Raw genomic sequence first — 13,013 nt, 5'->3', positions numbered from 1 at the left:
GGCAGAGAAGTACACGTGCCCCGGGTCCGATCCCTCGTCGAACCCGGGGCATCCGTGCCACTCAGCCCAGCAGTTTGGCTTTGAGCGTCATGACAGTCGCCGGGCTCAGACCCAGGCCCTCGGTCAGGTACCGATCGACCGACCCGTAGGTCTGGTCCAACTGGGCGAGACCGGCATCGAGATAGCTTGCCTCGACACCCAACAGAGGCTCCATGTTGACGGCCATCTGTTCGCCCAGGCTCGCCGCGATGCCCGCGCGCGTGGCCTTCATGCCTTCGGCTGTGTACTCGTTGGTCAGCAAGTAGTCGTTCATGATCACCGAGCGGTCGACACCGGCGATACTCAGCAGCAGAAACGACGTCCAGCCGGTGCGGTCTTTGCCTGCGGTGCAGTGGAAGACCTGTGCACCTTCGGTTTCCGCGAGACCCGTGAGCAACTGCGCGAACCCGGCTCGCTCCGTCGCTCCGGTGACGAATGCGCGGTTCATGTCCTGCATCATCGATCGTGAGTCCTCGGGGGACTTGATCTTCGCGATCATCTCGGCGATGTTCCCGGACAGGATCGGAATGTTCTCGTACGCAACCCCGCCGGGCAAGACATCGGGCTTACTGGCGATCTCGGGTTCAGTGCGCAGATCGTAAACCTTTGTCAGTCCCAGCTTTTCGAGATTGCTCATGTCATCGCCCTTGGGCGTGATCGCGTTCGCGCGGTAGAAGACTCCCTTGTTCACGGGCAGGCCGAAAGTCCCCGAGTATCCGGCGCCGGTGCCTGCGACGTCGCGGAAATTGTCGATCCCGGTCAGCCGCGGCGCATCTGGGGTCTGCTCGGAACTGCCGAGGTTGCTGGATCCGAAATCCAGCGAGCCGAACAGCGGAGCCGAGGGGCCAGGTTCGGCCTGCGCGATCGAGGCGCCGAAACCGGTGATGAGAAAGCTACTGGTCAACGCAATGGCCGCGGCAGACCGTAGTGAGCAGGTACGGGTGGATCGGGACATGTGTGAGCCCTTCGTCGAGCGGAGAGAGTGGCGAGTCGATGAGGTATCGCGAAGGCAAGGTAGCGAGTTCGCGTGTCCGATTCGAGAGGAATCTTGCTTTGCTCCCTCTCAGTGGGAGGCGTGCTGCTGTGAGCGTGGGCGGCTCGGGAGGCGCAGTTCATTCCTCGGGACCTGTGTTTGTGTAAAGGTCCAGTGCCCTGATATTGGTTAGCCTCACCAAATCAATTCCGGAGCAGTCCGGTGCGTTCAGATGGAGTTCAACATGCGGGTTCAAGGTCTGTCGCGGTTTCGCCGCGCAGTGGTGATCGGCGCAGCAGCTGCGCTGGCGGTCGGCGTCGCCGGCTGCAGCAACTCCGAGGAGGCGTCGTCCGAATCGTCGACGACAGCCGCGAGCTCGCCGACCCGTGTCTTCGAGGCACAGAACGGATCCATCGAGATCCCGAGCGACCCGCAACGGATCGTGGCCTGCGGATACGCAGTTCTGCCGCTGATTCAGGCGGGAGCGAACCTGGCAGCAGTATGTGAGTGGACCCGTGAACTCGGCAACATGGACGACAAGACCAAGGCCGCTTACGAAGCTCTGCCGAAGGTCGCGCCCGACGGCAACGTCTCCCAGCTCAACTACGAGGGAATCGTCGCTGCCGAGCCCGATCTGATCATCATGGGCGTTCCCGCTCGAGTCGAAAGCCAGCTGGACATGGCGCAGCTCGAGGCGGCCGCTCCCGTCGTCTTCCTGGGACCGACGGTTCCTGCTGATTGGCGAGTGCTGGGCGAGCAGTTCGCCGATGCCGCGAATGTCTCCGGCAACTACGGCGAGTTCAAGGACGACTACGACGCCAAAACCGCCGAACTGGCCGCGAAGTACAAGGACAAGCTCGGCTCGCTGACCTTCGGCGGCGTGTGCAACGTCTGCAAGCCGGAAGCCGGCACCTTCTCACGCGAGTACGCGTCCTCGTACACGACCAATCTCTTCGACGGACTCGGACTGCAGTTCCCCGGCACCCCCGCAGACCCCGCCGACATCCACGTCGAACAGGTATCCATCGAGAAGATCGGCGAAAATCTCGGAAATGTCGACGTGATCGTCTACGGCCTCAACGCCGACGGCTCGATGTCTCCGCAGTTGCAGGAGCTGGTCAATTCCGAGCTGTGGAAGGAATTGCCCGCAGTGAAGGCCGGCAACGTCGTCCAGGTCCAGCATTCGCTGGCCGCGACCTATCAGACGGCTCTTCTGACGCTGGATTCGATCGACGAGGGCCTGTCGAAGCTGCCCGCAAACCAGTAGTTCATCGACTGTGACGGTGGCCTCTCGCCTGCTGGCGAGGGGCCACCTGCATATCCGGATGAGCAGGGCGGACAGCTCTCCGATCGGCGAGGACGCTTACCTGTCCCGGCTACCGGGGTTCTGTACGAACTGCGAACGCCCGATAGGGTGACCGGGTGCGTCCTACACTTGATTCCTACACTCATCTGGCCGGTGGCAAGGTCCGTGACCTTTACACGATCGACGACGAGCATCTGCTGCTTGTCGCGAGTGATCGGATCTCGGCCTACGACCACGTGCTCAGCACGCCGATCCCGGACAAGGGTCGCGTGCTCACCGCGATGAGCGTGTTCTTCTTCAACGTCCTCGGTGGCACCAACCACCTGGCCGGCGAGCCCGACGACGATCGCATCCCGGAAGAGGTTCTCGGCCGCGCTCTCGTGGTGCGCTCCCTCGACATGGTTCCCGTCGAATGCGTCGTTCGTGGCTTCCTCACCGGCTCCGGCCTGGTCGACTACAACAACACCGGCGCAGTGTGCGGCGTCGCGTTGCCCGAGGGCCTCGTCGAGGCGTCGCGTCTGCCCGACCCGATCTTCACCCCGGCGTCCAAGGCGGCTCTCGGGGATCACGACGAGAACATCAGCTTCGATCAGGTAGTGGAGAAGGTCGGCCAGAAGCTGGCAGTGCAGCTTCGCGAGGACACTCTCGACGTCTATGCCCGCGCCTCCAACTTCGCAGCCGATCGCGGAATCATCCTTGCCGACACCAAGCTCGAATTCGGTCTCGACTCCGCTGGAAACCTCGTGCTCGCCGACGAGGTGCTCACCCCCGACTCGTCGCGCTACTGGCCTCTCGAAGGCTACGAAGCGGGCAAGGTGCAGCCCAGTTTCGACAAGCAGTTCGTGCGCGACTGGCTCACGAGCCCCGAATCCGGCTGGGACCGTAGCTCGGACACGACACCGCCGCCGTTGCCGCAGGAGATCGTCGACGCGACCCGGGCACGCTACATCGAGGCGTACGAGCGCATTTCCGGTCTGTCCTTCGACGATTGGGTCGGTCCCAGCGCATGAGCCTGATCCCGCCGGTCGCAAAGAAGGTCCCCACCGAACGTACCCATCACGGACACACGTTCGTCGATGACTACGAGTGGCTGCGGGACAAGGACAACGCCGAGGTAGTCGCATACCTCGAAGCCGAAAACGCGTACACCGACGAGCAGACGGCCGCGCTCGAGCCATTGCGCGAGAAGATCTTCCAGGAGATCAAGTCGCGGACGCAGGAAACCGACATGTCGGTGCCCACTCGCATGGGTAAGTGGTGGTACTACTCGCGCAGCGTGGAAGGCAAGTCGTACACCGTCCAGTGCCGGTGCCCCATCGCCGGTGAAGACGACTGGACTCCGCCCGACCTGACGCCCGGCGTCGAGCTGGCGGGCGAGCAGATCCTCATGGACGGCAACGTCGAAGCCGAAGGGCACGAGTTCTTTTCGCTCGGCGCGTTCTCCATCAGCGAGGACGGCACGTTGCTCGCGTACTCGGTGGACATCGTCGGCGACGAGCGGTACACCTTGCGGTTCAAGAACCTCGAGACCGGTGAGATGCTCGCCGACGAGATTCCCGATACCGCGCCTGGCGCCACCTGGGCGATCGACCACAGTCACGTCTTCTACATGACGGTCGACGACTCCTGGCGTCCGGACACGGTGTGGCGTCACAAGCTGGGAACGCCGCAGAGTCAAGATGTTTCGGTGTTCCACGAGCCCGACGAACGGTACTGGGTTTCGGTGGGGTCCACCCGCAGCGAGAAGTACCTGATGATCTGGGTCGGTTCCAAGGTGACCAGCGAAGGCTGGATGCTGGAATCGGCGAACCCGGAAGGCGACTTCCGCGTCATCATCCCGCGTCGCGAGGGCGTCGAGTACGGGGCCGAGCACGCCGTGATCGGGGGAGAGGACCGCTTCCTGATCCTCCACAACGACGTCGTCGACGGCATCAAGGCAGAGAACTTCGTGTTGGTGGAAGCTCCCGTGTCGGATCCGACGAACATGACGACGCTGATCGAGCACAGCGCAGACGTTCGTCTGGAAGAAGCCGAAGCCTTTGCCGGACACCTCGTCCTGAGCTACCGCCGCGAGGCGCTCACTCGGGTTGCCGTGTGGCCGTTGACGGATGACGGCTACGGCGAACGCCACGAGATCGACTTCGACGAAGAACTCTTCAGCATCGGCATGGGGTCCAACCCGGAATGGGCGCAGCCCACCATCCGGCTCGGATTCACCTCATTCATCACTCCCGGGCAGGTGTACGACTACTACGTCGCCAGTGGTGAACTGGCACTGCGTAAGTCGCAGCCCGTTCTCGGAGACTTCGATGCGAGTAACTACGAGCAGCGTCGCGACTGGGCAGTAGCCGACGACGGAACCCGCATTCCGCTCTCGATCGTGAGGCGCGTAGGTGCGCCGGAAGGTCCCGCGCCGCTGCTGTTGTACGGCTACGGTTCCTACGAGGCGAGCATCGACCCGTCGTTCTCGGTTGCCCGCTTGTCGTTGCTCGATCGCGGTGTCGTCTTCGTCGTCGCACACGTGCGCGGCGGCGGCGAGATGGGCCGTCACTGGTACGAAAACGGCAAGACGCTCACCAAGAAGAACACCTTCACCGATTTTGTCTCTTGCGCAAAGCATTTGATCGACACCGGTGTCACGTCGGCCGACCGGATGGTTGCCGACGGCGGTAGTGCAGGTGGATTGCTGATGGGCGCTGTCGCCAACCTTGCTCCGGAACTGTTTGCCGGCATTCTCGCCAATGTTCCGTTTGTCGACCCGTTGACGTCGATTCTCGATCCGTCGCTGCCGTTGACGGTCATCGAGTGGGACGAATGGGGAGATCCGCTGCACAACAAGGACGTCTACGACTACATGCGCTCGTACAGCCCGTACGAGAACGTGGAAGCCAAGGACTATCCCGCCATTCTTGCGATCACGAGCATCAACGACACCCGTGTTCTGTACGTGGAGCCGGCCAAGTGGGTCGCAAAACTGCGCGCCACCAAGACCGGTGATGCTCCGCTACTTCTCAAGACCGAGATGAGCGCCGGACACGGCGGTGTCAGCGGTCGGTACGAGAAGTGGAAAGAGGTCGCGTTCGAGTTCGCCTGGGTGTTGGACACCGTGGGCGCGAACTAGCTTCTGTGTCAATCAGGTTCGGTGACTGTCAGGTTCTGCGGTAACGAACCTGAGGGCGCCCAGCGCGCCCGTACTCGGTCTCCCGGGTGAGCATGCCGTCGTCTGCCAGCTTTTCCAGGTAGCGCCAGGCTGTCACCCGGGACACGCCGACCGATGCTGCCACCTCGGCGGCGGTCACAGGACCTTCCGAATCCCGGACGGACGCTGCGACGAGTCCGAGTGTTTGAGACGCAAAGCCTTTCGGTGCCGCTGCTCGATCGTCGGACGTTCGTAGCGCGGACATCGCGCGGTCGATGTCGTGTTGACTGACCGCAGACTCTCCAGCGGGAAGCGCTGCACGATATTCGAGGTAGCGCTCGAGCTTGTCGCGGAATGCTGCGAAAGTGAACGGCTTGAGAAGATAGAGGACGATCCCGCGAGCCACGGCGCTTCGGACCACCTCCAGATCGCGCGCCGAGGTAACCGCGATGATGTCCGGACTGGGCCGCAAACCGCCCAGGGCGGAAGCCACGTCGAGACCGCTGGCGTCGGGCAACCCGATGTCGAGCAGGACCAGGTCGATGGGCTGGTCGGTGGCGTTGGCCGCCGTAACTGCACGCACGGCGGCGTTCCCGGAATGAACCACGCCGTGGACCACGAATTCCGGCACACGCTCGACGTACGAACGGTGCGCCTGGGCGATCAACGGTTCGTCGTCGACTATCAGCACACGGATCATCGCGGTGCTTCCGCCTCGCGCAGCGGGATACGGACAACCAGCATGGAGCCCATCGCCGGCTCGCTGGTGAGCGTGCCGCCGTGCCGTTTCACAACTTGAGAGACCAGTGCGAGACCGAGTCCGCGAGAGCCGGATTTTGTGGAGTAGCCACGGCCCTTGGCCTTTTCGAGTGCTTCGGGTGTCATTCCCGGGCCGCTGTCGGCGACGGCAACAACCATCATCGAATCCTCTTCCATTACCGTCACTTCCACCCACGGAGACTCGCTCGCGCGCGATGCGTCAATAGCATTGTCCACGAGATTGCCGACCAGCGTGACCAACTCGCGTGCATTGAGCGAAGGAACCGGACCGAGCGCGGTGTCTTCGGTGATGGTCAGGTCGACCCCGCGTTCGGCCGCTTCACTCATTTTCCCGAGCAGCAGTGCGGCGAGCGCCGGCTCGTGGACCGCATTCATCAGACGATCTATCAACTGTTGGGACACTCGCAATTCATTGGTGGCGAAGGCCACTGCGTCTTCGTTCCGGCCCAACTCGACCATCGTGATGATCGTGTGCAGACGATTTGCACTCTCGTGGGCTTGCGATCGAAGCGACTCGGCAAAACTGCGTACCGAATCCAATTCCCCGAGTACGTTCTGCAATTCGGTGTGATCGCGAATTGTCAGCACGGTGCCAATTCTGTTGCCCTCCCACTCAACCGGGTGTTGGTTGACCACCAGCACACGCTTGTCGGTTAGGTGCACTTGATCCTTCGCGGGAGAGGCGTCGTCGACTCGCATGGTCTCGGGGATGGACGAAAGTGGCACGGGCCCGTCCGGTAGATCGAGGAGGCGACGCGCTTCGTCGTTGACGATATCCACTCGCGCATCTCTGCTTCGGCCTCGCCCGATCACCACCAGACCCTCACCGATGCTGTGCAGGACGGCGTCGTGGTGTTCGTACATGGTGCGCAGTTCATCCGGCGCCATCCCCAGGGTCTGTCGCCGGATACGCCGACTCACCAGAAGTGAACTCAGGAGGGCGGCAAGAAGACCGCCGCCGGCAACGAACAGGATGACCGGAACACTTTGGGCGAACTGCTTGCTGATCTGCTCGCGGGTGACACCGGCAGAAACCAGACCGACCAAGGTTCCGCCGGAATCGTAGACAGGAGTGACTGCGCGGATCGACGGCCCCAGCGACCCGGCGTACGTCTCTGTGAAGGTCACGCCGGCAAGTGCGCGGTCGATGTTCCCGGTGAAGAGTTGACCGATCAGCTCCGGGCTCGTGTGGGTGAACCGAGTGCGATCAGGCGCCATCACCACGATGAAATCGACGCCGGTTGCCTGTCGGATCTTCTCGGTCTGTGGTTGCAGAATCGCGGTCGGGTCCGGACTCGTCAGGGCTGCCGCCGTCGAATCCGACAGGGCGAGAGTCTGCGCTATCGAGCTCACCTGCCTGCGGATCGCGTCGTCGCTGTCTCGGCGTTCGTCGACAACTGCGAGCGCGGCTCCCACACCGATGACCAGCGCCAACAACGCCAATTGCAGGAGCAGGATCTGCCTGGCGACGCTCATACGTCGGCCGGTCTTTCGTTCGACCATCGAGCGCCTCCTGAACGTAATGAACACAAACTTCCGGGCCCACCTGTTTGCAACAAGAATTCTCCACGACTCGAAGTGATCCCGATCACTTCACAGATATCCGATCCAAAGGACACCCCATGAGCAGCACGGCAACAGGGACAGTAGACGGTTCCCCACAGCCCGAGGGCACCAAGGCAAAGCGCGACAAGACGCATTGGCTCTACATGAGCGTCATCGTCGCGGTCATCGGAGGCATCCTCGTCGGTTGGCTCGCACCCGAGTTCGGTAAGTCCGTCGGTGTACTCGGCACGTTGTTCGTCAGCCTGATCAAGATGATGATCAGCCCGGTCATCTTCTGCACCATCGTGCTCGGCATCGGCTCGGTTCGAGCGGCGGCCAAGGTCGGCAAGGTCGGCGGCCTCGCACTCGCCTACTTCATCGGGATGTCCACCATCGCACTCGCGATCGGCCTGGGCGTCGGCAACCTGCTCAACCCGGGCAGTGGCCTGAACATCACGCCCAATGCGGCCTCCGTGGCCAAGCTTGCAGATCAGGCCCACAGCGCGGGCGGTACCTGGGACTTCATCGCGTCCATCATTCCGACGTCGATGCTGTCCTCCCTCACAGCCGGCAGCGTGCTGCAGACTCTGTTCGTCGCCCTTCTGGTCGGCTTCGCGATCCAGTCGCTCGGCAAGTCGGGTGAACCGATCCTCAAGGCTGTCGGATACATCCAGAAGCTCGTGTTCAAGATCCTGACGATGATCCTCTGGCTCGCCCCGATCGGTGCTTTCGGTGCCATCGCCAGCGTCGTCGGCCAGACCGGTTTGAACGCCGTCGTCCAGCTCGGCACCCTGATGATCGGCTTCTACCTGACCTGCCTGATTTTCGTCTTCGGTGTTCTCGGAACGCTGCTGCGCGCCGTCACCGGATTCAACATCTTCAAGCTGGTCAAGTACTTGGCCCGTGAGTACCTGCTCATCTTCGCCACGTCGTCCTCCGAATCGGCACTGCCGCGTCTGATCGCCAAGATGGAGCACGTAGGCGTCGAGCGCACCACGGTGGGCATCGTCGTTCCCACGGGCTACTCGTTCAATCTCGACGGCACCGCGATCTACCTGACGATGGCCTCGATCTTCATCGCCGACGCCATGGGACAGCCACTCGGTTTCGGTGAACAGCTCTCGCTGCTGGTGTTCATGATCATCGCCTCCAAGGGCGCTGCCGGAGTCAGCGGCGCCGGTCTGGCCACGCTGGCAGGCGGACTGCAGAGCCATCGCCCCGAGCTTCTCGACGGCGTCGGACTCATCGTCGGAATCGACCGCTTCATGTCGGAAGCGCGAGCGATCACCAACTTCTCGGGCAATGCGGTTGCGACTCTCCTGGTCGGCGCCTGGACCAAGACGATCGACAAGGAACGCGTCGTCGAGGTACTCGACGGGAAGATTCCGTTCAACGAAGCCACGATGCTCGACGACGAGGACGAAGAAGAGCAGCACAAGCTCGAAACGGCTCCGACCGGCACCAAACAGTCGTTCGTGAGCCATCACTAGAAACGTCCGCTCTGCTGAACGTTTGACTGCGCTGCAGGCGCGGAACCCGATCTACGATCAGTGATCCTGGTCGTAACGATGAAAGAGACCGCCGCACCAACCGTGCGACGGTCTCTTTCTGTTCGTGGCTAGGTGTACCAGGTCGGTTCGGGAATCTCGCCGGTCAGAAAACGACTACCGACTTCACGGCGCTTGTACGCGAGCGGATCGTGAAGGGTATGCGTCCGGATGTTGCGCCAGTAGATGTCCAGGCCGACGTCGTTGGACGTGGCTCGGGCACCGGTCAGTTCGAAGATCTTGTTGCTGATCTCCAAGGAGACGTCGGCGGCGCGAAGTTTTGCGGCCGCGATGCGTACGGCGAGGTCGCCGCGAGCCTGCTCGGTGAGGTTTTCGCGAGCGTCGTGGAGCACTGCGTCGGCCTCACGGCTGACCTGATCCACGAAGGCCTCCGCTGCCCACAGCTTGGATTGCAAGTCGCCGTAGCCCTCACGGAGGTACCACTCGTCGGTTGCGATTTCGCGGTTGTCACCGCCGTACGGCCATGGACGCGTACGGGTTCGGGTGTACTCGGCGGCAGTGTCCAGTGCGCCACGAGCGATCCCGAGGTAGAAGTTGGCGAACACGATCTCGATCGCCGGGAAGTTCAGGGTGTTGTAGACCAGAGGTTGGAATTCCTTGTCGACAAAGCCTGCCGCACTTGCCCAGTCGACCTCGACGTCGTTGATCTCGACACTGCCGGAATCGGTGAGGCGCTGCCCGAGATTGTCCCAATCACCGCGGAAGACTATGCCGTCCTGAGCAGTCGGCACGATTGCGAACACATGCGTCGCAGTTCCGTCGATGATTCCTTCGAGCACCGTGAGGTCGGTGACTCGGCCGCCGGTGGAAAACGACTTCACACCGTTGAACACCAGGGTGTCTCCGCGGTCCGCGACGGTGAGGTCGGTGTCTCGAGGGTTGACCGCGCCGCCGAAGAAGAATCGGTTGCTCGTGTACAGCTCCTCGACAGCGGAGATCTGCGGATCGGTTCCGACCAATCTGGCTGCCCATGCCCACAGATAGTGGTATCCGAGCAGTTGTCCGATGGAGCCGTCGGCGCGGGCGATCTCCCGAACCACCTTGTAGGCGGTCTCCCATCGCTGCCCGCCGCCGCCGAACTCGACCGGGCCCAGGAGCGTCACAAGACCACTGTCCTTGAGCAGCTGAACTTCTCGGAACGGTGGTTCGCCGGCTCGGTCGCGGGCGAGTGCGTCGGCGGCAAGGATGTTGCTCACCTCGCGAGCCCGGTCGATCCAGCCCTCGGATGTGTCGGGAACGCCGACGAAGACTTCGGTTTCACTGGTCACGGTCATGCCTGTTCATCCTTTTCGGTCGGTGCGGTCCCGATGGCCCACACGTAAATCGGTTCGGTTCCGTTGATTTCGTAGTCGCCGACAACTTTGGATTTGAAGACGACCGGATTGTGGCTGGCGACGGTGCGGGCGTTGCGCCAGAATCGATCGAGATCGAGGTCGCGGCTGACTCCGGAAGCACCGAGTGCGTCGAAGATCTTGGCCGTGGCCGGCACGACGAGTCCGATCGAGGCGACTTGCCCTCGCCCCGAATCGATTTCGGCTGCGATGTTGGCGGCCTTCTCTTCCTCCGGCGAGCCGGAGAATGCGGCTTCGTAAGCCCATTGGGACGACTGTGCTGCGTGCAGTGCAACGGCCTCGGCTGCAAAGGCAGCAGAGGACACCTCGCCGACAACTTGCTGGATCTGCGAATCCTGCGCGTATCTCGGAGCGTTGCCGTGACTGAAGGTTCGAGTACGAGAGGCAACTCGACGAGAGATCTCGATCGTAGCAGCCTTGGCGATGCCGGCGAGAGTGGCGAGGTGGAACAATTGGTAGAACGCGGTCTGGTATTTGAATCGCGTCGAGAAGTCGAAGATGTTCTCCGGCTGTACAATTGCGTTCTCGTAGACGGACGAACCGGAGCCAGTCGTCTGCTGGCCGAACCCGTTCCAATCGTCACTGTGTGTGACACCGGGTTGTCTCGCCTCGACCGCCGCGATCACGAATGCGCCGGTGTCGGTGCGCTGCGAGTACAGGTCGATCCAGTCGGCGAAGATGGAACCCGTGCTGTAGAACTTTGCCCCGTTCGCCAGGAAATGGTCGGCATCGGGTGCGGGCGAGACCTTGGTGTTGGCTTCGCCCAATGCAACGTCGCCGATTTCGGTCCATGCGTTGCCGACCAACTGTCCCTCCGCGAAGCGTCGGAGCCAGATGTCACGCTCCGGGCCGGGGTCGGCGACCAGTCGGTCTTCGACAAACGCGAAATGTCCGCGCAGGGCCTGGGTGATATTGGAATCGGCGCTTGACAGCTCGACTAGTAAGCGGATCAATTGCGGGATGCTCGCACCCGATCCACCGTGTGTTGTCGGCACCCGAACGGCGCCGAAGCCTGCATTCTTGAGCGCGTCGATCTGTTGGAAGGGAAGCACGTGATCGCGTTCGCGTTCGACGACGCCTTGTGCGATGTCCGCGAAGATCGGACGGAATTTCTCTGCCAGTGTTTCGTAGTCGACCTCACTTTTGATCGGATCAGCAGACCGGGGTACGGCATTCGGCGTCAGTGCGGTGGTCATGGGAAGAATGCAAGCTGTAAACACCAGGGGCGTCGATCCTTCATCGCGACCTGATTCGAAGTGTTGTCAGTCCGCGCAAATCTCGGTTCGATGGCCTGCCGGGCACTCTTGTCGAAATCGAGTGGTCAGTGGGGTTGCTCGTGAACGTGCTCGACGGTCCATCCGCTCCATTCGACGGTCCCTCCGGCACCACAATCATGTCGGAACGGCAGCCCTGGAGGACCGGAGCGAACGACGACGCGAAAGTCTCTCCCCTCCAACCGAAGATCGACAGTCGTGTGTTCTCCGTCGACACTCTCGCTGATGCTCTCGAGTGCGTCCGTGGCGACGATGTCGGTGGCGCGTCGGACAGCATGTTCGGCTGCCTGAGCGGCCTGTGACAGTGCCGCCCGGCCGCGCAGGTGCAGCAGCTCCAATTCTCCGGCTAGGTATTTCTCGGCAGTATCGATTGCGGAGTTGCCGTCCAGTCGGCTGAAATAGACTGCGGCAGGCCACGCAATCATGTTGGCCGCGAAACGATCTCCGCCGATGTGACTGCATTCCCACACATCTGCGATCTGTGCCGCGTTCAGCGCCGAAACGACCGGGCGGCCGAGTTCCGCGCAGCACGCATCCTTCTTTCCATGCGTGCAGACTGCGAAGAGCGGTTCCGTGCGGGAGCGGCCGAAGTCGGGTTCCGCTCCGGCGGCCATCGATTCGAACGGCAGTACCGACAGGTCCTCGTATCGGTCGACCGCCCCTTCCCGCATCCATTGGCGTGTGCCGTCCGTCCAGGCGAGTACACACGTCGGGGTGAGCACCCGGCGGTTGCGGGTCCGCCGGATCACCACGACACGGATACGGCCCTGCGCTGCGTAGATCTTTTCGGTGAGCGCGACGGGGAGAATGTCGTCAGGGGCGGACGCCGGCCAGGGGCCGGGATGCTCGATCAATACCCACAGATGTGTCATTCCGGCGCGACCGACCATAGGTTCGCCGGCGGTCGACGACTGCCGTGTACAGGCGTGAGGGCGTCGACTGGTTTGCGGATTGGCGACAAATTCCGAAAGGCACTGCATAGATCCTTTCCCCAGGACACCGTCGCTGTGGCAGGGGAGGGAAGACATGATGAGGCT

10 protein-coding genes are annotated in these 13,013 nt (G+C 62.3%); 4 read left to right on the top strand and 6 right to left on the bottom strand.

The window, feature by feature from the left end:
• Positions 1-61: 61 nt before the first annotated feature.
• Entirely contained in the window at positions 62-994 is a 933-nt protein-coding gene (locus M1L53_RS04430; protein WP_054188017.1) for a tyrosine-protein phosphatase, read from the bottom strand.
• Between the two features lie 250 nt (positions 995-1,244).
• On the opposite strand from M1L53_RS04430, the gene M1L53_RS04425 reads away from it, so the two are divergent.
• The 3 genes from M1L53_RS04425 (at position 1,245) to M1L53_RS04415 (ending at position 5,439) form a co-directional block, all read left to right on the top strand.
• Positions 1,245-2,279 (top strand): ABC transporter substrate-binding protein, encoded by a 1,035-nt coding sequence (locus M1L53_RS04425; protein ID WP_080726727.1) that lies wholly within the window; start codon positions 1,245-1,247, stop codon positions 2,277-2,279.
• A 155-nt stretch (positions 2,280-2,434) separates the two neighbouring features.
• Positions 2,435-3,328, top strand: a complete 894-nt coding sequence (locus M1L53_RS04420) for a phosphoribosylaminoimidazolesuccinocarboxamide synthase (RefSeq protein WP_003945463.1) — start codon at positions 2,435-2,437, stop codon at positions 3,326-3,328.
• Positions 3,325-5,439 (top strand): S9 family peptidase, encoded by a 2,115-nt coding sequence (locus M1L53_RS04415; RefSeq protein ID WP_054188016.1) that lies wholly within the window; start codon positions 3,325-3,327, stop codon positions 5,437-5,439. Before M1L53_RS04420 ends, M1L53_RS04415 begins: the two co-directional genes overlap by 4 nt.
• Before the next feature lie 28 nt (positions 5,440-5,467).
• On the opposite strand, the gene M1L53_RS04410 is transcribed toward M1L53_RS04415, so the two are convergent.
• Positions 5,468-6,157: a response regulator gene (locus tag M1L53_RS04410; RefSeq protein WP_003945570.1), complete on the bottom strand. Its 690-nt coding sequence runs from the start codon at positions 6,155-6,157 to the stop codon at positions 5,468-5,470.
• Entirely contained in the window at positions 6,154-7,740 is a 1,587-nt protein-coding gene (locus M1L53_RS04405) for a sensor histidine kinase (RefSeq protein WP_007734437.1), read from the bottom strand. The genes M1L53_RS04410 and M1L53_RS04405 overlap by 4 nt, the downstream gene beginning before the upstream one ends.
• Positions 7,741-7,859: 119 nt before the next feature.
• Between M1L53_RS04405 and M1L53_RS04400 the strand changes: the two genes are divergently transcribed.
• On the top strand, positions 7,860-9,272 hold the full coding sequence (locus M1L53_RS04400; RefSeq protein WP_007734438.1) for a C4-dicarboxylate transporter DctA: 1,413 nt from the start codon (positions 7,860-7,862) through the stop codon (positions 9,270-9,272).
• Positions 9,273-9,400: 128 nt separating this feature from the next.
• Here M1L53_RS04400 and M1L53_RS04395 read toward each other — a convergent pair whose 3' ends face one another.
• The 3 genes from M1L53_RS04395 to M1L53_RS04385 form a co-directional block, all read right to left on the bottom strand.
• Positions 9,401-10,624 carry an acyl-CoA dehydrogenase family protein gene (locus tag M1L53_RS04395; protein WP_054188015.1) on the bottom strand — a complete coding sequence of 408 codons (1,224 nt, stop codon included), beginning with the start codon at positions 10,622-10,624 and terminating at the stop codon, positions 9,401-9,403.
• Positions 10,621-11,898: an acyl-CoA dehydrogenase family protein gene (locus M1L53_RS04390; RefSeq protein WP_007734440.1), complete on the bottom strand. Its 1,278-nt coding sequence runs from the start codon at positions 11,896-11,898 to the stop codon at positions 10,621-10,623. Before M1L53_RS04390 ends, M1L53_RS04395 begins: the two co-directional genes overlap by 4 nt.
• A 125-nt stretch (positions 11,899-12,023) precedes the next feature.
• The gene (locus tag M1L53_RS04385; RefSeq protein WP_228232457.1) at positions 12,024-12,848 is read right to left on the bottom strand and encodes a sucrase ferredoxin; all 825 of its coding nucleotides are present in this window, start codon (positions 12,846-12,848) and stop codon (positions 12,024-12,026) included.
• Positions 12,849-13,013 lie beyond the last annotated feature (165 nt).

The sequence above is a fragment of the Rhodococcus sp. T9N genome (assembly GCF_024436645.1).
In the GTDB taxonomy this organism is placed as follows: Bacteria; Actinomycetota; Actinomycetes; order Mycobacteriales; family Mycobacteriaceae; genus Rhodococcus_F; species Rhodococcus_F qingshengii.
The sequence above is the reverse complement of the archived record's forward strand: the minus strand, read 5'-3'. Positions and strand labels throughout refer to the sequence as shown.